The organism is Lysinibacillus sp. IITD104, assembly GCF_036698265.2.
Classification (GTDB): domain Bacteria; phylum Bacillota; class Bacilli; order Bacillales_A; family Planococcaceae; genus Lysinibacillus; species Lysinibacillus boronitolerans.
On sequence record NZ_JBAHYH020000001.1, the window covers coordinates 13,448 to 34,518 of the forward strand.

Sequence of the window (21,071 nt, forward strand, 5' to 3'; positions counted from 1 at the left end):
TGGAAATGATCCTTACTTTAGATTTTGCTGAAAATATGTTAGTCTAAGGTGTTAGTAAGTATTGGTCGGTTTTGATTATCCACATGTGGATAACGTTGAGGAGGTCATTAAATGGAGTTCGATACAATTGCTGCGATATCCACACCGATGGGTGAAGGTGCCATAGCCATCGTTCGTTTAAGTGGAGACGAGGCTGTGACGATTGCAGATAAAATATTCAAATCACCTGGGGGAAAAAGTTTAACAACAAAAGATTCGCACACTATTCATTATGGACATTTAGTCGATCCTAAAACTAATGAGGTAGTAGAGGAAGTAATGCTATCATTGATGCGTGGCCCCAAAACATTCACGCGTGAGGATGTAGTGGAAATAAACTGTCATGGTGGATTAGTTTCAGTCAAGCGCGTGTTGCAACTTGCTTTAACAAATGGAGCAAGATTAGCTGAGCCAGGTGAATTCACAAAACGTGCCTTTTTAAATGGACGTATTGATTTATCACAGGCTGAAGCAGTAATGGATTTGATAAGAGCTAAAACAGATCGTGCGATGAATGTTGCTTTGGGTCAAATGGATGGAAAATTATCGAGACTTATTGGTGATTTGCGCCAAGCTTTACTAGAGACATTAGCCCAAGTAGAGGTTAATATAGATTATCCAGAGTATGATGATGTAGAAGAAATGACTGTACCTGTATTAGTAGAGAAATGTACATGGGTAAAAAATGAAATTATAAAACTTTTGCAAACATCTTCTCAAGGAAAAATTTTGCGTGAGGGATTATCAACAGTTATTTTAGGTCGTCCGAATGTAGGGAAATCTTCACTTTTAAATAGCTTAGTACAAGAAAATAAGGCCATAGTGACAGATATTGCAGGGACTACTCGTGATATTATAGAGGAGTACGTCAATGTCCGAGGTGTTCCACTTCGTTTAGTGGATACAGCGGGTATTCGGGAAACAGAAGATATTGTTGAACGAATTGGAGTAGAACGCTCGCGGGAAGCTCTTCGTGGAGCTGATTTAATTCTGTTTGTATTAAACTATGCAGATGAGTTAACTGCTGAAGATGAGCGTCTATTCGAAACAATTGAAGCGATGGATTACATCGTCATTATCAATAAAACAGATTTACCGCAAAAAATTGATTTAGCACGTGTCAAGGAATTAGCTGGTGAGCATCGCATTGTAACAACATCTCTGCTACAAGAGGAAGGTATTACAGAGCTAGAAGAAGCCATTGCTGCCCTATTCTTTGAGGGACAAATCGAAGCGGGCGATTTAACATATGTTTCAAATGCAAGACATATTGCCCTTCTGCACCAAGCGCAAGCAACGGTCGAAGATGCAATAGCAGCTGCACAGGGTGGTGTACCAGTCGATATGGTACAAATTGATGTAACAAGAACATGGGAAATACTTGGTGAAATCATTGGTGATACTGTTCAAGAAAGCCTCATCAATCAACTATTTTCTCAGTTCTGTTTAGGAAAATAATTTTCAGAAAGAAAGGACGGTACGAGCATGCCAACAAAATATGAGGCAGGCACGTTTGATGTGATCGTGATTGGCGCAGGTCATGCAGGCTCAGAAGCTGCACATGCCGCAGCTAAAATGGGCGCTAACACATTAATGCTAACAATCAATTTAGATATGATTGCATTTATGCCATGTAATCCATCGATCGGTGGCCCTGCCAAAGGAATCGTCGTACGTGAGATTGACGCTTTAGGTGGCGTCATGGGAAAAGTGATAGATAAAACACATATACAAATGAGAATGTTGAATACAGGAAAAGGTCCGGCAGTACGTGCATTACGTGCACAAGCGGATAAAGTTTTATACCAACAAGAGATGAAACGTGTGTTGGAGGAAACTGAAAACTTAACAATCCATCAAGGAATGGTTGAAGAGCTGATTATTGAGGATGGAGAAGTTAAAGGAGTCATTACACAAATTGGTGCCGTTTACCGTGCTAAAACAGTCGTCGTGACAACAGGTACTTTCCTACGTGGTGAAATTATTATCGGTGATATTAAATATTCAAGTGGACCTAATAACCAGCAACCATCAATTCGCTTAGCTGATAATTTAAAAGAGCTTGGTTTTGATCTAGTTCGATTTAAAACAGGTACACCACCACGTGTGAATAATCGTACAATTAATTATGACAAAACAGAGATTCAACCAGGAGATGATGTTCCACGTGCATTTAGTTTTGAAACAACTGAATTCATCATGGATCAACTACCTTGCTGGTTAACATATACAAGCCCTGAAACACATGAAATAATTGAAGCAAATTTACACCTTTCACCGATGTATTCAGGAATGATTAAAGGAACAGGTCCACGTTACTGCCCATCTATTGAAGATAAAGTAGTGCGTTTTAATGATAAGCCGCGACACCAAATTTTCTTAGAGCCAGAAGGCCGTAATACGCGCGAGGTATATGTTCAAGGTTTGTCAACAAGCCTACCAGAGCATGTTCAAACACGTTTACTAAAATCTATACCTGGCTTAGAGAATGCTGAAATGATGCGTGCTGGTTATGCTATTGAGTACGATTCAATTGTGCCAACACAATTATGGCCAACATTAGAAACCAAACGTATTAAAGGCTTATATACAGCTGGTCAAATTAACGGTACATCTGGCTATGAAGAGGCTGCCGCACAAGGCTTAATGGCGGGAATGAATGCTGCTGCTAATGTACTAGGTAAAGAGGAATTGATTTTAAGCCGTTCGGATGCTTATATTGGCGTTTTAATCGATGACCTAGTGACTAAAGGAACAAATGAGCCATATCGCTTATTAACATCTCGTGCAGAATATCGTTTACTATTACGTCACGATAATGCAGATCTACGTTTAGTAGAGCTAGCTTATAAAATGGGGATGATTCCACAAGAAAGATATGCTAGTTTCAATGAGAAAAAAGAGCTGATTGAAAATGAAATTGCACGTCTTCGTGAAGTCATTATTAAGCCAAATGAAGCGACACAATCTGTTATTCGTTCTGTTGGTGGTAGTGAATTAAAAGACGGTATTCGTGGCGCAGATTTATTGAAACGCCCTGAAATGCATTATGAGTTAATTTCTTCTTTAATTCCTGCAGAAATTGAATTGACGGATGAAGTGAAAGAACAAATTGAAATTCAGCTTAAATATGAAGGCTATATCGAAAAAGCATTGCAGCAGGTAGAGAAACTCCATAAAATGGAAAACAAAAAAATCCCTGAGAATATTGATTATGATGCTATTTCAGGTTTAGCAACAGAAGCGCGTCAAAAATTAAAACAAGTTACACCACTGTCTATTGCGCAAGCCTCTCGTATTTCTGGTGTTAATCCAGCTGATATTTCAATTCTGCTTGTTTATATTGAACAAGGTAAAATTGCGAAAGTAAGCAGCTGATCATTAACAACAGTAAAGTGAATAAGAGGCGGGCATACCATTGTGCCCGCTTCCTATTTTTAAGGCTATACTATTAGTTGGAGTTGTATAGCTAGATAACAAAGGAGACTTTCCATGAACGAACAACAATTTATTGAGGCTCTGAAAGAGAAAGGTATCGAACTTTCTGATATGCAAATTGCTCAATTTAAAAAGTATTTTGAATTACTTGTTGAGTGGAATGAAAAGATGAACTTAACCGCTATAACAGATTTAGAAGGCGTATATTTAAAGCATTTCTTCGATTCAATTAGTCCTTCATTTTACTTTGACTTTTCAAAAGTAGTAACTGTTTGCGATGTTGGGGCAGGAGCTGGTTTTCCAAGTATCCCAATTAAAATCTGCTTCCCACATTTACAAGTTACAATTGTCGACTCATTAAATAAAAGAATTACCTTTTTAAATCATTTAAGTGATGAGTTACAATTAGAGAATATGCATTTTGTACATGCTCGAGCGGAAGAGTTTGGCCAAAATTTAAAATACCGTGAACAATTTGATGTGGTAACGGCACGTGCTGTAGCTCGTTTATCAGTTCTAGCAGAGCTATGCGTACCTTTAGCAAAACAAGATGGATATTTTGTTGCTTTAAAAGCTGCAGCTGGAGCAGAAGAATTAAAGGATGCTAAAAAAGCTTTAACAACTTTAGGTGTTAAACTGAGAGAGGAATTTTCTTTCAAGCTACCTGTTGAAGAAAGTGACCGCATTTTATATATATTTGATAAAATAAAAGGAACACCGAAAAAATATCCGCGTAAGCCAGGTGTACCAAATAAAACACCGATTCAATAATTAGTGTTTCATGTGAAACTTCTCAAAGTGGAAAATATTTTTTCTATTTTGAGCATACATACTAGTTATGGATGGTTCACGCAAAAGACATCTATGAACTATATACATTTAAAGAAATATAATAAATAATAATAGAATGACACAGAGCAAGATAGTTACTTAAAGGTGGTGCCACTTGGATGAAAAGTCCTTTTTCACGTTTTTTTGGAGGCGGCAGTAAAACAGAGCCTATTGTGAAAAATGAAGTAGAACAAGCAGAGGCGGTTCATGCAGCGGAAGAAGTCATAAAGTTGCCTATTGATCAAATTGTACCTAACCGTTTTCAGCCACGTACTATTTTTGATGATGAAAAAATTGAAGAATTATCAAGAACCATTCATACACATGGTGTGATTCAGCCAATTGTTGTACGTAAAACATCAGAAAATCAATATGAAATCATCGCTGGTGAGCGTCGTTATCGAGCGATGAAAAAGCTACAATGGACAGAAGTCCCTGCTATTGTACGTAATTTAACAGATAAGGAAACAGCTTCTATTGCGTTAATAGAGAACTTGCAGCGTGAGGAGTTAACTGCAATTGAAGAAGCGGTAGCCTATCAAAAATTATTAGAGCTTCATGAGCTAACACAGGAAGCTCTTGCCCAAAGACTTGGAAAAGGACAATCCACTGTAGCCAACAAATTACGTTTATTAAGGCTGCCAGATGAAGTACAGCAAGCTATTTTGAAGCGACAAATATCTGAACGACATGCACGTGCATTAATTGCTATTAAAGATCAACCATTGCAATTAGAAATTTTACAGCTAGCAATTGATAATGATTGGAATGTGCGACAGCTAGAGGAGCACATTCAGGGTATATTACATCCTGTAGCTGACGAGCAGGAAGAAACAATCCCAAAAAAAGCGAAGCCAAAACGTAAGGCCATAAGTAAGGATGTGCGTATTGCTTTGAATACCATCAAACAGTCGTTAACGATGGTAACAAAAAGCGGGATTACGGTGAAAACTGAAGAAGAAGATACAGAAGAATACTATCAAATTACAGTGAAAATTCCTAAAAAGAAAAAAGTATAGTAAATTATTTTAGAAAAGTAATATATGGATCAAATTCATCACTGTACAGGGGAGATATCTCAGAAGGTTAATTGAGATGTCTCCTTTTTTGTATATATTCTTAATATTTTATACAACTCTCTTCATTTTTTTTGATAGAATGAAAGTTAGATAGCGGATTAAATAGTGATTTTACAAATGATTTGTCAAAGTAAACTTTGATAGATGAAAGCAGGTGCTTTTAAATGGGTAGAATTATAGCAATCGCCAATCAAAAGGGTGGCGTAGGTAAAACAACAACTTCGGTCAATTTGAGCGCTTGCCTAGCATACTTAGGTAAGAAGGTGCTTTTAATTGATACTGATCCGCAGGGGAATACAACAAGTGGACTTGGTATTAATAAAGGAGAGATACAGGGTTGCATTTATGATGTGCTCATTGATGATGAAGATGTTCAAAATGTCATTCAAAAAACAAAGGTAGAAAATTTATCTATCGTGCCGGCAACAATCTCGCTTGCAGGCGCAGAAATTGAATTGGTTTCCACTATTTCAAGAGAAGTACGTTTAAAACATGCTCTACAAAATGTGAAAGAAGATTTCGATTATATAATTATTGACTGTCCACCATCTTTAGGGCTTTTAACAATCAACGCGTTAACAGCTTCAGATGCGCTCATTATCCCTGTACAATGTGAATATTATGCATTGGAAGGGTTAAGTCAATTATTATCAACAGTTCGCCTCGTTCAAAAGCATTTGAATCAACAGCTTTACATCGATGGCGTTTTATTAACAATGCTAGATGCACGCACAAACTTAGGCTTGCAAGTTATTGATGAAGTGAAAAAATATTTCCAAGATAAAGTATATAAAACAATAATTCCTCGTAATGTGCGATTAAGTGAGGCACCAAGTCATGGTCAACCAATTATCACTTATGACGCAAAATCTAGAGGTGCAGAAGTTTATTTAGAGATGGCGAGGGAAGTGATTAAAAATGGCTAAAGGTCTAGGGAAGGGTATTGGTGCATTATTTCCAGGAGAGTCTTTAGAACACAGTGGGCAAGTGGAAGAAATCCAATTAGATTTAATTGTTGCGAACCCATTTCAGCCTCGTAAAATTTTCGATGAAGAAAGTTTACAAGAATTAGCTGATTCTATTAAAGAACATGGGATTTTGCAGCCAATTGCCGTGCGTAAAAAAGCACGCAAGTTTGAAATTGTTGCGGGAGAGCGTCGTTACAGAGCTTGCCTATTAGCTGGCCTCGAGGTTATTCCTGTCATTATAAAAGAGCTATCAGATGCACAAATGATGGAGCTCGCTATTTTAGAAAACCTCCAACGTGAGGATTTAACTGTAATTGAAGAAGCTGAAGCCTATCAGAGTTTAATGGAAAACTTACATTTAACACAGGAAGAGTTATCGAAGCGATTAGGGAAAAGTAGACCACATATTGCCAATCATGTTCGGCTACTAGCCTTACCAGAAGATGTACGTAAATTGATGAATGATGGAACATTATCGATGGGGCAGGGACGAGCATTACTCGGCTTAAAAAATAAAAGAAGAATATCAGAAGTGGCCAATAAGGTAATAAATCTAGGATTGAATGTACGTCAAGTTGAATTATTAGTGCAAAACTTAAATGAAGAAGTTTCACGTGAAACAATCCCACCTAAGAAAAAAGATATTTTTGTAACTGCAAAGGAGTCACAATTACGAGATTACTTTGGAACAAATGTTCAAATTAAAAAAACAAATAATAAAGGGAAAATTGAAATTGAATTTTATTCTGAAGATGATTTAGAACGTATATTGGAAATATTAAACATACAGGAAGAATAAAATAATATTCCTATAACTTAATCAGAGCGCCAAGCAAACAGGCGCTCTCTATTTTTTAGAGAGAAAGAAGGCTTAAGTGTGGTATTACTAGGAGCATTGATAAATGCTTTGTTAATTATAGCAGGAGCATTAGTAGGGCGGATTTTTAAAAATATCCCTGAATCTATGAAATCTACGGTCCTATCTATTATTGGTTTAGCCGTCACATTATTAGGGATAAAAATGGGCTTTGAAAGTGATAATTTTATTATCTTGGTAGTAAGTTTAGTGGTAGGTACAGTAATAGGTGAGTGGTTAGATTTAGATAAACAAATGAATCGTCTTGGTAAATGGGTAGAGAGTTTATTTCATACGAAACGGGATGACCAAAATCAAATTAGCATAGCAGAGGGCTTTGTCACTGCCTCACTAATTTTTGTTGTAGGATCAATGGCTGTTATTGGGGCACTCGATAGTGGTCTTCGTAATGACCATAATGTCCTCATTACAAAAGGATTAATAGATGGATTTACATCCATTATTTTAGCATCCACATTAGGTATAGGTGTACTGCTATCCGCTGTACCTGTCTTTGTTTATCAAGGATTAATAGCTCTTTTTGCAGGTGTTATAAGTTCCTTTATCCCTGATGCCGCATTACAAATGTTCATTACAGAAATGACGGCAGTTGGCGGGGTTATGATTATGGCAATAGGGTTAAATATTGCGGGCTTAGCTAAGATCAAAGCTGCTAACCTGCTGCCAGGTATCGTCATTGTTGGTATTATGGTGGCTATCTTCTACATTTTTTAGTGAATAACGATGAGCAGCCAGTAATAATGCTCTTGAAAGCTTTTCAGCCATTGCATAAGAAATATGAAGTCTTGTATTTTGTAAAACAAGCATCTCCATAAATCCTCCAATATTGACGATTCCTTTCACGGAAATGTCTCCAATTGGGGGTAATTCTTTTTTTACAGCTTTTCCAGGGAAGATAGGGCCACTTTGAACTGAAATATGACCAACATTTTGCTCACTGCCAAGACAGGCATCAATCGCAATAATGAATGGTTTTGTAGTATGATTGTGTAGCTGTTGCATTGTAGAATCTAAGTTTAGAGCATGTAAAGGGTCTTCTAAGGAACCTACAATTTCATAAGGAAAACTAACAGATTTTTTTAAAAAGCTACCAGTTAATGGCCCAAGTGTATCACCCGTACAACGATCACTGCCAATACAACAAAAAATTAGTCTTTCATGATGAAACGGTATATGTTCTAAAAATAATGTACTTAATTGCCAAACAGCATTTTTACTTTCGTGATGAAGGGAATAAGGTAGTAACAAATTTGGTATAGTATTCATAAAAAAACTCACTTTCTTTTTATTTTTAGAAGTGCTCAATTTTTATGCAGTATACGCAAATTTTTAGCAAGTTATTCAAGAGGTGGTAATGATGGAAAAGAATAAAAAGTTAATGGAGAAATACTGGGACAAGCTCACATCTGAGGAACTTTGGGAGCAAGTGATTGATGCATCTATAGAAATTTTGCTTATTCTATTAGTATCGTGGATAGCTGTAAGATTAGGTAAAAAATTTATTAAAAAAGTGTTTTTAATCCGAATGCGTTCACCATTAAGCCACTCAGAGCGACGTCAACGAACAATTTCAAGATTATTACAAAGCGTGATTTCCTATGTCGTTTATTTCTCTGCAATTATTGGTATTCTTTCTTCCTTAAATATAAAGGTAGCAGGTTTATTAGCGGGTGCAGGAATCGTTGGTTTAGCAATAGGCTTTGGTGCTCAAAGCTTAGTAAAGGATGTTATTACGGGATTCTTTATTATTTTTGAAGACCAGTTTGGTGTAGGAGATTATATAAAAATAAATGCTGCAGAAGGTACGGTTGTAGAAATTGGCTTACGTACAACAAAAATTAATGGTGGTACAGGTGAACAGTTCATTATTCCCAATGGAGCTATAGGCGAGGTCGTCAATTATTCTGTTAACAACTCCAAAATTTTTATAGATTTACAAATGTCCACAGATGCTGATTTTGAAAAAGCAGAAGGGGTTATTAATAAATATTTAGAGACATTACCTAAAATGCATAAAGAATTAATTGCAGCTCCAGTATTTTTAGGTGTACAAAATGTTAAGGGGACAGAAGTAACCATTCGTATAGCCGCTGAAACATTACCGCAGCAACAATATGGAGTAGCACGTACCATACGTCGTGATATTACGAAACTCTTTGAAGAAAATAATATACCAATGGTCTATCCAAAAATGATGTTCTATGGCAAAGATGAGGGGAGAAGTGAGTAAGATGGAAGCAAAAAAATTTGGTTTAAATGATATTGTTGAAATGAAAAAACAACATCCATGCGGTACCAATAAGTGGAAAATTATTCGTATGGGGGCGGATGTACGTATCAAATGCGAAGGATGTCAGCATAGTGTCATGATTCCACGTCGTGAATTTGAGAAAAAAATGAAAAAGGTTTTATTCTCTGCCGATGAGTCGTAAACCAGGCATATTAGACTTTTTCTGAGTGAATCAATATAATAGATAAGGTTATAGAAGAGAAAATTTGAACTGAGTATAGAAAGGTTGTGTCCATTCATGGCATTAACAGCTGGAATCGTTGGTTTACCTAACGTTGGAAAATCAACATTATTTAACGCAATAACAAAAGCGGGTGCATTGGCTGCAAACTATCCATTCGCAACGATCGATCCAAACGTTGGTATAGTTGAAGTACCGGATGCACGTTTAGATAAATTAACAGAATTAGTGGTACCGAAAAAAACTGTGCCAACTGCATTTGAATTTACAGATATCGCTGGAATTGTTAAAGGTGCTTCTAAGGGTGAAGGATTAGGAAATAAGTTCCTAGCTCATATTCGTGAAGTAGATGCAATTTGTCAGGTAGTACGTTGTTTTGTAGACGAAAACATTACTCACGTTTCCGGAGCAGTAGATCCAATTGATGATATTGAAGTGATTAATCTAGAGCTTGCATTAGCTGACTTAGAATCTGTGGATAAACGTCTACAACGCGTTAGCAAAATGGCGAAACAAAAAGATAAAGAGGCTATGATAGAAGAGCCAGTACTTCTAAAAATTAAAGAGCAACTAGAAAACGGTAAACCAGCTCGTGCGGCTGAGCTATCAGATGATGAATTGAAGGTAATTAAAGGTCTTCATTTGCTAACAATTAAACCAATGCTTTATGTAGCAAATGTTTCAGAAGATGAAGTAGCAGATGCTGATAACAACGAATATGTGAAAAAAGTACGTGAGTATGCTTCAGCTGAAGGTGCTCAAGTTATTACTATTTGTGCAAAGATTGAAGAAGAAATTTCTGAGCTTGATGATGAAGAAAAAGCTATGTTCTTAGAAGAATTAGGAATAAAAGAATCTGGTTTAGATCAACTAATTCGTACTTCTTATGATTTATTAGGACTAGCTACTTACTTCACTGCAGGTGTACAAGAGGTACGTGCATGGACGTTCCGTAAAGGAATGAAGGCACCACAATGTGCAGGTATTATTCATACTGACTTCGAGCGCGGCTTTATTCGTGCAGAAACAGTGGCATATGATGATCTTCTAGAGGCAGGTTCTCAAGCAGCAGCTAAGGAAGCTGGTAAAGTACGTCTTGAAGGTAAAGAATATGAAGTACAAGATGGCGATATTATGTTATTCCGCTTTAATGTATAAAAACTAACAAGGGCAATCTAAAATGGTTGCCCTTTTTCGATTGTGTAGTTATCAGAATTTTTAGTGTATGGAGGCGACTTATGAATGAATGCTATGCACATTAAGGAACGTGGTTTAGAGTTTGAACAGCTGGGAATGCTACCACAAGATGTTTTAGATTATATTTATGAACAGCAATTATTCAAATTGTTCACTTCAAGAGATTTAGGTGGTAAGGATTTAGATTTTGTAGAAGGTGTAAAGGTATTCCAGCAGATGTCTGCGCTTGATGGCAATTTCGGATGGCTCATTACTATTGGTACAGGTGGAAACGCATTTATTCCAACATTCAGTAAGAAAGTTTGTGAAAAAATCTACTCTCCTAAAGAAGCGGTTATAGCAGGTAGTGGATATCCAACGGGGATAGCTGTAAAAACAAATGGCGGCTATTATGTAACAGGGCAATGGAAGTATTGTAGTGGCTCTAATTATGCTTCAACATTTACGATGAATTGCTTTATTGAAGAGGATGGTATCAAAACAGATAAAATTATTAGCTGCTCAGTAAATCCACATGATGTTGAGATTTTGAACGATTGGTCTGCAATGGGCTTGAAGGCAACAGCTAGTCATACAATTCGTGTAAACAACGTTTGGGTGCCACAGGAAGCTACTTTTCAATTAGGGATCATTAGAAATGATTATAGTAATTCAGTACATAGCTTTCCATTCACCACCTTTGCGGAGGCTTCCTTTTTAGGGGTTTGTCTTGGGCTTACAGAAAATTTTTTAGAAGAAGCTTTTGCTTTAATGAAGCAACGAAATCATGATGGAAGCAGAACTGAACGAATTGGAGCCTTTCAATTTTTATGGATGCAGCAGCACAAACGTTTCAAGCAATGCGAGGAACAGTTTTATGCAACATTATCTGTCTATTGGCAACAGCATCAAAAGGGTGAACAATTAACAGAAGTGGAATTATCACAATTTACACAAATGGCTAAGGATATAGCAGCTGCTTGCTTAGAAATAGCGAATAATTTAATACGCAATCTCGGTATGGATGCTATTACAGAAACATCAACGATTAATCGTATTTGGAGAAATTTATATACAGCAGCTCAGCATGGATTTTTAACTCCTTAAAATATAAATAGAATCTGTAGTTCATTTTTAATCTACAGATTCTATTTAATTATGTAGTCTTAGTTTATTGATCATCCTTTTCCTGCGATAGATAAACATACAGTTTTGGTAATTTAGGGTCATCCTGAACGATAGCATGACGAGGATATTTCCGTAGCTCTTTATACATAGCAAAATCGCCTACAGCTCCAGCTATTAATACCGCTCCAATCAAGATTAAAACGGTACTGTTAAGATAAAACCCAACGATGGTTGGGAGTACACCAGTCGTCCAGAAGGGCAGTAATAGAGCTTTTTTCATAGCATGGTTGGGAAGAGGACGCTCAGTAGTTGCATAGGCAACACCCTGCTCTAAATTTACACCATATTTCAAAGCTTTAAAGGGGACTCTGCCAAAAATCATAAAACCAATTAAATGAAAAGCCTCGTGTAGGATAATAAAAAATATATACAGTACCACAAATAGTGCTGTGCCACCAATCATGTTCCAAAAAGAAAAATGGAAATCTTTAAAGCAAATATATTGGATGGCAACAAATAATATGACAAGACCACTTGTAATCACAAAATTGTCGATCATTAACTTTTTTAAATCTAATTCGATAACGATTGGCTCCTGATCGTTGGATAACATGAAGGCACTCCTTTCATAGAGAATGAAATATACTGTCATTATATAACGAATTATTAGTTTGTGACTTGAAAGACAAGTACCTATATGTTACAATTCATTGATGTGAGTAATAATTAATTACTTGCTCCTTGCTCCCTTAATTAGGAGAGCCTAAGTCCATAAGGAGGTGTAAACAGATGAGAAAATACGAATTAATGTACATCGTACGTCCGAACATTGAAGACGAAGCGAAGAAAGCTTTAGTTGAACGTTTCAACGAAATGTTAACTTCTAACGGTGCAGAAGTCATCGAATCAAAAGAGTGGGGCAAACGCCGCTTAGCTTATGAAATTCAAGACTTCCGCGAAGGTTACTACCAAATCGTAAAAGTAAACGCTACTTCAGATGCAATCAACGAGTATACACGTCTTGCTAACATCAGCGAAGACATCATTCGCCACATTGCAGTTCGCGAAGAAGCTTAATTATTAATTTTTTACAAAACGCTGAAAAGGAGGTTGTATTCTGATGATAAACCGTGTCGTATTAGTTGGAAGACTAACAAAAGATCCTGAGCTACGTTATACACCGAATGGAGTTGCGTCTACAAGATTTACAGTAGCTGTAAATCGTGCATTCTCAAATCAACAAGGTGAACGCGAAGCTGATTTCATTAGCTGTGTTGCTTGGCGAAAACAGGCTGAAAACCTAGCGAACTTCATGCGAAAAGGAAGTTTAATTGGGGTAGAAGGTCGTATCCAGACAGGCAGTTATGAAGGACAAGACGGTAAGCGAGTAGTGCGCCCATCAGGTGCAATGAATAAAATGCTTGTAGCGTAAGCATACAGGAAATTCACAATGTACGAAAGTACGCCTGTTCGTCAACAACCTTATCCGAGACGGAAACCAAACGGGGAGTGTAGCATGGTTGTAAAGTGATAAGTTGGAAAGTCATCATTCCAAAACTGAATCGCAAGACGAAAGAAGTAGTGTGAACGAGGTTGAAGGCTATACTGCTTGAACACTAATCTGAAGCGGAACAATGCCACCCATGACAAAAGATGGCTGAACATGTCATGTGACGTTCAGTAATACAAATTAGACTCGGTTGTATTACGCTGTGAAGGAACGTCAGCTATATATCATAGATATAAAAGGATGAAAGGTGCAACCGACATCATACGAATCGCTGTATTCATTGTATTTAATGGGGATTACCTAAGTTGGAATGCTCAAAAAAGGGCTATGACAATCTGTGTCTGAATATCCAATACGGTAACGGAGTTCTCGTAGTAGTCCGAGATAGGGAAAGCCTATTACATGGCGAAGGGGAACAGCTTATAAGTTCAATAATAAGAATATGGAAGGGTGCGTGAGGCACTATGAGAAATCCACTTTCGGTATTGGACAGTCTAAACGATAAGGATGAAAAATACGTCTACCATAGATTGTATCGTAACCTATTCAATAGGGAATTTTTCTTAATGGCATATAACAATATATATGCTAAAGAAGGAAACATGACCAAGGGGAGCGATGAAAACACAATAGATGGAATGAGTATGGCAAGAATTGACAAAATCATAGACACTCTAAAAGATGAATCTTACCAACCACAACCAGCAAAAAGAGTCTATATTCCCAAGAAAAATGGGAAGAAAAGACCTTTAGGCATTCCGTCAATTGACGACAAGTTAGTTCAAGAAGTGGTAAGACTAATTTTAGAAAGTATTTATGATAATAAATTCTCTGATAGGTCACATGGTTTCAGACCAAACAGAAGTTGTCACACAGCCCTAAAACAATTCAAAAGCCTTGGAACTGGTGCTAAGTGGTGGATAGAAGGCGATATAGAAGGTTTCTTCGACAATATTGACCATCACACTCTCATAAACATCCTTAGAGAAAAAATCAAGGATGAAAAATTCATCAGACTAATTTATAAATTCTTAAGAGCAGGATACCTTGAAGAATGGAAATATCACAAAACAATTAGTGGAACTCCTCAAGGTGGAATAATCAGTCCTATTCTCGCAAATATCTACTTGGATAAACTCGACAGATACATTGAGGAATACAAACTCAAATTCGACAGAGGAAAACAACGTAGAAAGAACAAAGAATATAAATTAGCAGACCAAAGAGTTTACAGAGCCAGAAAGAAATACGAGGAATTAAAGGACACTCTATCACAAGAGGAAAAGGAACAATGCATCAAAAGGATAAAGGAATTGCGTGCTGAACAATACAGAGTGCCAAATACTGACCCATTTGATGAAAGCTTTAAGAGAATACAATATGTAAGGTACGCAGATGATTTCCTTATAGGGGTAATCGGAAGTAAGCAAGACGCTGAAAATATCAAGCAAGACCTTACAAATTTCTTAAGGGAAAAATTGAACCTAAATCTCTCAGCAGAGAAAACTTTAATTACTCACGCAAGTAATTTTGCTAAATTCCTTGGATATGAAATACGAATAGGAAAAAACGACAACAGAAGTAAGGACGCCAACGGCGTATCAAAGAGAAGATACAATAATGCAGTCAATCTCACAATGCCAAAAGAAGCATGGATAGGAAAATTGTTTGAATTAAAAGCGATTGTCTACACAAAAGACAACACGCAATTCAGAGCAATGCATAGAGCTTCATTACTCAACAATGACGACCTTGAAATTTTACTAACATATAATGCGGAAATCAGAGGTCTGTATAACTACTACAAGTTAGCCAGTGATGTTCATATGTTGAATGATTTTAGATATTGGATGAAATGGAGTATGTTAAAAACATATGCCAATAAATATAAAACCAATGCTAAAGACATTGCAAAAAAATTCAACAAAAACGGAAGATTTGGAATAAGTTATACAAACAAAAAAGGAATAGAAAGAACCATTTATTTCTATGATGACCCATTAGTAAAATCATCCGAAATTGAAAGTTACAAAGTAGATGAAATCCCTAATACTATAAAGTATAAAGGCAGAACAAACCTTATAGATAGGTTAGAAGCAAACAAATGTGAATGGTGTAAAACAAAAGGCGTACCCCTGGAAATACACCACATCAGAAAGCTAAAAGACCTAAAAGGAAAGACAAAATGGGAAAGATTTATGATTGAAAGAAATCGTAAAACAATAGCCCTATGTCATGACTGCCATAATGATTTACACAACGGGAAATTAGACTAAAATGCGTAACTAATAAAGTTTAGAATGGTATAAGTGGAAAGCCGTATACATCGAGAGATGTACGTACGGTTTGGGGGAGAGTTCTTGAAAACCTACTAAAAGACATTAAGACAGTAATTTCAGTTCGTAGAGAGCAATTGACTGTATGAACGGAAAAATAATGGAATTTTAGAAAGGCGTCGGGTTCTTATCCCACTACACAACAGATGTCGTGGCGGATAGCGTACAGTTTTTAGAACCCCGTAATGGTAGCGGTGCTCCTGCTCCTCAATATGGTGGTGGACAAACTTACGGTAATAACCAACCGTCATATGGCGGTGGTCAACCACAACAACAGTTTGGTGGCGCTATGCCAGGGCAGGGTTCCTATGGCGGCGATTCTTATCAGCAAAATCAACCACCTATGAATCAGCCAAATTATACACGTGTAGATGAGGATCCATTTGCTAATAGCAAAGGGCCAATAGAAGTATCTGAGGATGATCTTCCATTTTGAAAACCTTGAAATAAACCAAAGTGTGTAATGTGTAAAAACATTGATATACCAAAGTTTATTTACATTTTCAGTGTGTAATTACTGTCTACTCAACAAACATATAAAAGAAGATTATGCACATCGTTTAATTGATGTGTGTAATCCTTTTTAAAACCTTTATATAGCAATGTTCGGATAATATACCTTAGTGTGTAATCCGGTTGCTGTGTATAGGGGGAATATTAAGAGTTTGATGAGGTAATTCAGATACGTTCTAATACTCGACATCCGATTAAAAAATAGTTAAAGGAGGAAAACGATAATGGCACCACGTCGCGGAGGCCGCAAACGCCGTAAAGTTTGCTACTTCACTTCAAACAACATTACGCACATCGATTACAAAGATGTAGATCTTTTAAAGAAATTCATCTCTGAACGCGGTAAAATCTTACCACGTCGCGTAACAGGTACTTCTGCTAAATACCAACGTAAACTTACTTCTGCAATCAAAGTTTCACGTATTATGGCATTATTACCATTCGTTGCTGAAGATAAATAATATTTATTTATTAATAAAAGCACAACAAGGTTTTCATAACTTTGTTGTGTTTTTTTATGGCTGTTTTCGTATAAATTGTTGCTTTAGGTAAAGAATGTTATTCCACAAAACCAGCTAATAGTTGTCAAGATTTTTCAATAAAAATATTAAAAACTACATGCTATACTAAAAAAGGGTACACCAAATAAGCCTTCCTCTTTAGAATTGGAAGGTTTTGTTTAATGTGTTTAGATATACTTTTTAATCCCCATTTTGGAAGGCTACTTTCCTTTTTAGTAGAGCATAAATCCAATGTAAAAGCTTATTAGCACAAGCAATTATTGCTACTCTAAAAGGTTTTCCTTCTTCGCGTTTTTTATCGTAGAACTCTCTTAATTTCTTATTTCTAGGGAGTATTTCATCACTTGTTTTTTGCTTACGTGCATCTCTTATACCGCATTGTACAGCCATAAACAATGCTTGCCTTAACCTGCTAGAACCTCTTTTGGTTATGCGATTTATGGAAGCAGTAAACCTACCAGAAGAGTAAACGCTAGGATCTATCCCGGCGAATGCCACTAGCTTTTTAGGATGGTTAAACCGCTCTATCTCTCCAATTTCAGAGATGATTGTTGCTGCAATCTTCTCTCCAATACCAGGGATAGACTGGATAATATCATATTCTTCAATTTCTTTAGCGAGGGCATCTATTTCTGCCGCTAACTTTGATAGATGCTCTTGATATTGAAGTACAATATTGATAAACATTTTTAGGTTAAAGATATGGCTCTGGTACAAGTTGTTTTGAAACGGATTACGTAATGCAGCTTCTCTCAATTTCTGAGCTTTTTCTTTTGCCCATTTTTCTGAACGAGTTGTACATAATTCTGCGATTTTATCAGTAAGATCACATTTACTGACATTTAGAACCTCTTCTGAAGTTGGAAAGAGTGATAGAATCTGTAACGAGATTTTTGAATAGAGATTCCCAAAGACACCTCTATATTCAGGAAATACCTGATCTAAAATCGATTGTAGCTGTAATTTCGTTTGTGCAGCTGTGCTTGATATCGTTTCTTGTTGTCTCGTGAGATTACGAAGATTTAAGAGTTGAATTCCTCTTTTTTTGTATGGTTCTAATTCTTCCTTATAATACAACTCACATAGATGATAGGCATCGATGGCATCTGTCTTTACCTTTCGTAAATTTGTACTTCTAGCTCGATGAGAGACAAGTGGGTTAACAATAATATAGACATACTGTTGTTCCTCCAAAAATTGAATGACAGGGATATGATACTGGCCTGTAGATTCTAAAATAACCGAAGGTTGCTTTCCATCAGCCAGTCTCTCAACCTCTTTTAGAAATTCTAATAAACCTCCTAAACCATCTAGAGTATGTTTAACACTAAAGCTCTTACGGTAGGGCTGACTTTTATCCAAAAAAGCTTGAACCTGACTTTCTCCTTTAGAAACATCCAGACCAACGACTGGATTCATATCGAAATCTCCTCCTCTAAGAAAATACTAAATTAGTCGGTAACCCCTAAAGCTGCTTGTAATATCATAGGTTCGCTTGTTAAACGGGATCCTTGTCCCAACCAGCTCGAAACATGTTTATACAAGTAGGGGGTGAACAGTTTTGCGGACGGGATCAAGTCCCACGGGCCAGACGTTCTACCCCGACTACCGTAATAATAAGACCTATAAGAAAATGGTCAACCAGAAAAATCTGGCTAACCTTATATTACGATCGGGCCATATTGTAGAATAAAATTTTTTATGAAATGTTATAAAACGTAGCTTAGGGATCTTTTGATGGTAGTATTTTAATAAAAGATGAGGAGACTTTGTTAAGTTCAAAGACAGCATAGTTAAAGAAGAATTGCAATAAACATAAAAAATCTAATGGGATATATGATTTGTGTAGTGGTGTTATTTACAGCTAAATCTGCTACATGTGTTACAAGTAAACAAAATTCCCTAGAATCCAACGATTCTAGGGCATTTTGTTTACTTTATAAGTTGTCCAATAGGAAAAATTAAAGGTTTTGCCTTTATGAATTTGCATCCGTCAAAGGATCAATATTAATATTGTATTTTATTTTAATATCCATCTTCTCAAACATTTCAATCCATTTTTTTTCTTCCATTGGTTTTGAGAATGGTCTTTTAGTTTGTATGCCTAGCTGTAATGGATCCACTTTCAATTCTTGCATCTTTTTAAACAGTTCATGTGTTTGTTTTTTAAGATGAGATTCGATATCTTTTTTCATATTTTCTAATTCCTTTGGGTCAAATAATTGTTTCTCTCCCCGGTATTCCTCAATCCTAGTGTCCATATTCACGGTATAGGTCATTGTAGAATAGCTGCTATCGATGTCTACTATTATTTTAGATCTAACATGACCCAGTACAACTTCAAATTTTGGAATTGGTAGAACGTCTAGGTAGTGATCGTTGTTTATCAGCTGGAAGATACGATCATCTAAAGATGAAATAGTTTCAACTAGCTTGTCATCTTGAAACAGGGCTGTACCTTCATAGTTGACCCCATCCTCTTCTAATTTGAATACAGGCAAGAAAGGATCTGAATAAGGAGTATAGAGCAAATTTTTAAATTCATGAAGATTAACGACGGTTAATTCTCCTTGGTTTTTTTCCTCATAATGCTTCAGCATCCGGTAAAACGAGTAATCAAAGTTTTCATCTTTGTCCAATTGACTTTCCAAGTATTCATCAAAATTGCCTTTTACGATAACTAAATAGATTCTCGGAGAAATATCCGGATCAGTCAATAATACATTTATAATGGACATAATCCCGTCTCTTCCAAGTTCTTCACTAATTACTAGCATCCGCATTTGTCCGGATTTAATTTCCTGGTAGAAGTTTAAATCGTACTTCTGTACTCCCTCCTTTAATAAGCTGACTTCTTGCGACATAACATTCTTATTTTCTTTACTTAGAGGAGGCAAAATTGTACTGACTTTTAATTTCCCTTTATCCCCCTTACTAATTGCCAAAAAGGTAATGGGAGAAATTTCTTCAATAAGGTTATTTTCGGTAAAAGGGGCACAGCCAGATAAACAAATAGTCATAAAAAGAAGTATTAATCTATTACATATCTTTTTATGTAGACGCATTTTTTTTAATCCCCCTTTTTTTCATTACTAAAACAATAACAAGTGGAACAAGAAAATAGCTTATGCTTCCAGCTATAATTTGAAGATTAAGTAAAAAGTTCTGCTTCTCCTCAGACTTCCAAAATAATTCATTCATAAGAACCATTCCGATAAAGATAAGGGAAACATTGGATAATAAACCTTTTCCACTGGTTGGCTTGCTCATTTTACCAAATGCTATTTTAGATGCTCCATAAAACAATAGTAGAAATAGAGAAACTGCAAAAACTAGGTTAAATAATTCAAAGGAAAGCATGATCATGTCAATTCGTTCAAACACTGGGTTTTGAAAATAACGGGCCATATTAATAATTGGATATTGACTTTTACTTAAATAATTGGAACCGAAATAAAGTAGGGATGCTATAAATAGGAATACATACTCTGCAACGGTGATAGCGTTGCCGTAAGACAAATAGCGAAAGGTTTTATTATTTGTTTTAAGCCATGGCCCCAAAAATACTAGAAATTCTGGACCAGAATAGGAAGACAAAATTAAAAAAAAAGCTTTCCAATTTTCTACTTTCCACTCCATTGGAATAAGTGGATACAAATCACTGAGTTGAGCTATTGGGGGAAAGAAGAAACAAAAGAAAAATGTGATCATCCAAAATGTACAGAAAAAAGAAATCAACACAAAACGAACGGTATGCTCAACGCCCTTACCTGCGACATAAAAACAGAACAACAAAATAAAAAAGACAAGAAAATTTGTATCTGTTGATGGAAGCATAAATGTTTGAACAATTTCGCTGAACCCTAAGGTTATGACGGAAAGTTTAAGTAGAATAAAGAACAACCCGATGAAAGAGAGAAATCGTACCAATTTTTTTCCAAACAATTGGACAAATCCATTATATCCATTGCTAGATAAACGGGTTAAAAGCCACTTCGATAAAAGAAGAAGGTTTAGTTGGGATAATATCCCGATAGCTATAAGCACCCAAATCATATATGGATGGATCAAGATATTTGGCATTATCAGAAAAAAGTAAAGCATTTGGAGGCGATTTACCAACAACATGGCATAGAGCCCATTATAGGTTTCATTCTTTTTAAATAATTGGTAAGTTCCCATCA

At 36.2% G+C, this 21,071-nt stretch carries 19 protein-coding genes and 2 pseudogenes; 16 read left to right on the forward strand and 5 right to left on the reverse strand.

Annotation, left to right across the window (positions count from 1 at the left end):
• Positions 1-111: 111 nt before the first annotated feature.
• From mnmE to V1L66_RS00090, 7 genes are all read left to right on the forward strand, one after another.
• The gene (mnmE, locus tag V1L66_RS00060) at positions 112-1,497 is read left to right on the forward strand and encodes a tRNA uridine-5-carboxymethylaminomethyl(34) synthesis GTPase MnmE (RefSeq protein ID WP_016994932.1); all 1,386 of its coding nucleotides are present in this window, start codon (positions 112-114) and stop codon (positions 1,495-1,497) included.
• Positions 1,498-1,524: 27 nt separating this feature from the next.
• Entirely contained in the window at positions 1,525-3,417 is a 1,893-nt protein-coding gene (mnmG, locus tag V1L66_RS00065) for a tRNA uridine-5-carboxymethylaminomethyl(34) synthesis enzyme MnmG (RefSeq protein ID WP_036077942.1), read from the forward strand.
• Between the two features lie 114 nt (positions 3,418-3,531).
• Complete coding sequence (gene rsmG / locus V1L66_RS00070; protein ID WP_016994930.1) at positions 3,532-4,248, forward strand: 16S rRNA (guanine(527)-N(7))-methyltransferase RsmG; 717 nt, start codon at positions 3,532-3,534, stop codon at positions 4,246-4,248.
• Positions 4,249-4,427: 179 nt separating this feature from the next.
• Positions 4,428-5,327, forward strand: coding sequence for a nucleoid occlusion protein (gene noc / locus V1L66_RS00075; protein WP_016994929.1), 900 nt, complete (start codon positions 4,428-4,430; stop codon positions 5,325-5,327).
• Positions 5,328-5,551: 224 nt separating this feature from the next.
• The gene (locus V1L66_RS00080) at positions 5,552-6,313 is read left to right on the forward strand and encodes a ParA family protein (RefSeq protein WP_016994928.1); all 762 of its coding nucleotides are present in this window, start codon (positions 5,552-5,554) and stop codon (positions 6,311-6,313) included.
• Positions 6,306-7,154, forward strand: coding sequence for a ParB/RepB/Spo0J family partition protein (locus V1L66_RS00085; protein ID WP_036077940.1), 849 nt, complete (start codon positions 6,306-6,308; stop codon positions 7,152-7,154). Before V1L66_RS00080 ends, V1L66_RS00085 begins: the two co-directional genes overlap by 8 nt.
• Before the next feature lie 78 nt (positions 7,155-7,232).
• Positions 7,233-7,946, forward strand: a complete 714-nt coding sequence (locus V1L66_RS00090; RefSeq protein WP_036077938.1) for a DUF554 domain-containing protein — start codon at positions 7,233-7,235, stop codon at positions 7,944-7,946.
• Here the strand turns inward: V1L66_RS00090 and yyaC are convergent.
• Positions 7,866-8,498 carry a spore protease YyaC gene (gene yyaC, locus V1L66_RS00095; protein WP_016994926.1) on the reverse strand — a complete coding sequence of 211 codons (633 nt, stop codon included), beginning with the start codon at positions 8,496-8,498 and terminating at the stop codon, positions 7,866-7,868. The two genes, V1L66_RS00090 and yyaC, sit on opposite strands and share 81 nt — an antisense overlap.
• Before the next feature lie 91 nt (positions 8,499-8,589).
• Here yyaC and V1L66_RS00100 point away from each other — a divergent pair, with 91 nt between their 5' ends.
• The 4 genes from V1L66_RS00100 to V1L66_RS00115 all read left to right on the forward strand — a co-directional run bounded on the left by V1L66_RS00100 (position 8,590) and on the right by V1L66_RS00115 (position 11,986).
• On the forward strand, positions 8,590-9,462 hold the full coding sequence (locus V1L66_RS00100) for a mechanosensitive ion channel family protein (protein ID WP_016994925.1): 873 nt from the start codon (positions 8,590-8,592) through the stop codon (positions 9,460-9,462).
• Between the two features lies 1 nt (position 9,463).
• The gene (locus V1L66_RS00105) at positions 9,464-9,664 is read left to right on the forward strand and encodes a DUF951 domain-containing protein (protein ID WP_004233342.1); all 201 of its coding nucleotides are present in this window, start codon (positions 9,464-9,466) and stop codon (positions 9,662-9,664) included.
• 96 nt (positions 9,665-9,760) lie between these two features.
• Positions 9,761-10,861 carry a redox-regulated ATPase YchF gene (ychF, locus tag V1L66_RS00110; RefSeq protein WP_016994923.1) on the forward strand — a complete coding sequence of 367 codons (1,101 nt, stop codon included), beginning with the start codon at positions 9,761-9,763 and terminating at the stop codon, positions 10,859-10,861.
• A gap of 84 nt (positions 10,862-10,945) precedes the next feature.
• Positions 10,946-11,986 (forward strand): acyl-CoA dehydrogenase, encoded by a 1,041-nt coding sequence (locus tag V1L66_RS00115; RefSeq protein ID WP_333005367.1) that lies wholly within the window; start codon positions 10,946-10,948, stop codon positions 11,984-11,986.
• A gap of 64 nt (positions 11,987-12,050) precedes the next feature.
• Here V1L66_RS00115 and V1L66_RS00120 read toward each other — a convergent pair whose 3' ends face one another.
• Positions 12,051-12,620: a DUF3267 domain-containing protein gene (locus tag V1L66_RS00120; protein WP_333005366.1), complete on the reverse strand. Its 570-nt coding sequence runs from the start codon at positions 12,618-12,620 to the stop codon at positions 12,051-12,053.
• 176 nt (positions 12,621-12,796) lie between these two features.
• Here V1L66_RS00120 and rpsF point away from each other — a divergent pair, with 176 nt between their 5' ends.
• The 5 genes and pseudogenes from rpsF to rpsR all read left to right on the forward strand — a co-directional run bounded on the left by rpsF (position 12,797) and on the right by rpsR (position 16,827).
• Positions 12,797-13,084 (forward strand): 30S ribosomal protein S6, encoded by a 288-nt coding sequence (gene rpsF, locus V1L66_RS00125; protein WP_016992320.1) that lies wholly within the window; start codon positions 12,797-12,799, stop codon positions 13,082-13,084.
• Positions 13,085-13,127: 43 nt separating this feature from the next.
• A pseudogene (ssb, locus tag V1L66_RS00130) lies at positions 13,128-13,397 on the forward strand (single-stranded DNA-binding protein); the annotation flags it as partial.
• Positions 13,398-13,981: 584 nt separating this feature from the next.
• Complete coding sequence (locus V1L66_RS00135) at positions 13,982-15,793, forward strand: reverse transcriptase domain-containing protein (RefSeq protein WP_258860847.1); 1,812 nt, start codon at positions 13,982-13,984, stop codon at positions 15,791-15,793.
• A 196-nt stretch (positions 15,794-15,989) separates the two neighbouring features.
• A pseudogene (locus tag V1L66_RS00140) lies at positions 15,990-16,289 on the forward strand (single-stranded DNA-binding protein); the annotation flags it as partial.
• A gap of 298 nt (positions 16,290-16,587) precedes the next feature.
• Positions 16,588-16,827 (forward strand): 30S ribosomal protein S18, encoded by a 240-nt coding sequence (rpsR, locus tag V1L66_RS00145; RefSeq protein ID WP_188227411.1) that lies wholly within the window; start codon positions 16,588-16,590, stop codon positions 16,825-16,827.
• 240 nt (positions 16,828-17,067) lie between these two features.
• Here the strand turns inward: rpsR and V1L66_RS00150 are convergent, their stop codons facing one another.
• From V1L66_RS00150 to V1L66_RS00160, 3 genes are all read right to left on the reverse strand, one after another.
• Positions 17,068-18,306 carry an IS110 family transposase gene (locus tag V1L66_RS00150; RefSeq protein ID WP_333005365.1) on the reverse strand — a complete coding sequence of 413 codons (1,239 nt, stop codon included), beginning with the start codon at positions 18,304-18,306 and terminating at the stop codon, positions 17,068-17,070.
• A gap of 557 nt (positions 18,307-18,863) precedes the next feature.
• Complete coding sequence (locus tag V1L66_RS00155; protein ID WP_333005364.1) at positions 18,864-19,952, reverse strand: Ger(x)C family spore germination protein; 1,089 nt, start codon at positions 19,950-19,952, stop codon at positions 18,864-18,866.
• On the reverse strand, positions 19,939-21,069 hold the full coding sequence (locus tag V1L66_RS00160; RefSeq protein ID WP_333005363.1) for a GerAB/ArcD/ProY family transporter: 1,131 nt from the start codon (positions 21,067-21,069) through the stop codon (positions 19,939-19,941). Before V1L66_RS00160 ends, V1L66_RS00155 begins: the two co-directional genes overlap by 14 nt.
• Between the last annotated feature and the right edge of the window lie 2 nt (positions 21,070-21,071).

Bases quoted from the DNA above. Each gene is read 5' to 3' on its own strand.
- V1L66_RS00085 (WP_036077940.1), top strand. From the start codon at position 6,306: ATGGCTAAAGGTCTAGGGAAGGGTATTGGTGCATTATTTCCAGGAGAG.
- V1L66_RS00155 (WP_333005364.1), bottom strand. From the start codon at position 19,952: ATGCGTCTACATAAAAAGATATGTAATAGATTAATACTTCTTTTTATG.
- V1L66_RS00100 (WP_016994925.1), top strand. From the start codon at position 8,590: ATGGAAAAGAATAAAAAGTTAATGGAGAAATACTGGGACAAGCTCACA.
- V1L66_RS00160 (WP_333005363.1), bottom strand. From the start codon at position 21,069: ATGGGAACTTACCAATTATTTAAAAAGAATGAAACCTATAATGGGCTC.
- mnmG (WP_036077942.1), top strand. From the start codon at position 1,525: ATGCCAACAAAATATGAGGCAGGCACGTTTGATGTGATCGTGATTGGC.
- noc (WP_016994929.1), top strand. From the start codon at position 4,428: ATGAAAAGTCCTTTTTCACGTTTTTTTGGAGGCGGCAGTAAAACAGAG.
- V1L66_RS00115 (WP_333005367.1), top strand. From the start codon at position 10,946: ATGAATGCTATGCACATTAAGGAACGTGGTTTAGAGTTTGAACAGCTG.
- ychF (WP_016994923.1), top strand. From the start codon at position 9,761: ATGGCATTAACAGCTGGAATCGTTGGTTTACCTAACGTTGGAAAATCA.
- V1L66_RS00080 (WP_016994928.1), top strand. From the start codon at position 5,552: ATGGGTAGAATTATAGCAATCGCCAATCAAAAGGGTGGCGTAGGTAAA.
- rpsF (WP_016992320.1), top strand. From the start codon at position 12,797: ATGAGAAAATACGAATTAATGTACATCGTACGTCCGAACATTGAAGAC.
- V1L66_RS00120 (WP_333005366.1), bottom strand. From the start codon at position 12,620: ATGTTATCCAACGATCAGGAGCCAATCGTTATCGAATTAGATTTAAAA.
- rsmG (WP_016994930.1), top strand. From the start codon at position 3,532: ATGAACGAACAACAATTTATTGAGGCTCTGAAAGAGAAAGGTATCGAA.
- V1L66_RS00105 (WP_004233342.1), top strand. From the start codon at position 9,464: ATGGAAGCAAAAAAATTTGGTTTAAATGATATTGTTGAAATGAAAAAA.
- yyaC (WP_016994926.1), bottom strand. From the start codon at position 8,498: ATGAATACTATACCAAATTTGTTACTACCTTATTCCCTTCATCACGAA.
- V1L66_RS00150 (WP_333005365.1), bottom strand. From the start codon at position 18,306: ATGAATCCAGTCGTTGGTCTGGATGTTTCTAAAGGAGAAAGTCAGGTT.
- mnmE (WP_016994932.1), top strand. From the start codon at position 112: ATGGAGTTCGATACAATTGCTGCGATATCCACACCGATGGGTGAAGGT.
- V1L66_RS00135 (WP_258860847.1), top strand. From the start codon at position 13,982: ATGAGAAATCCACTTTCGGTATTGGACAGTCTAAACGATAAGGATGAA.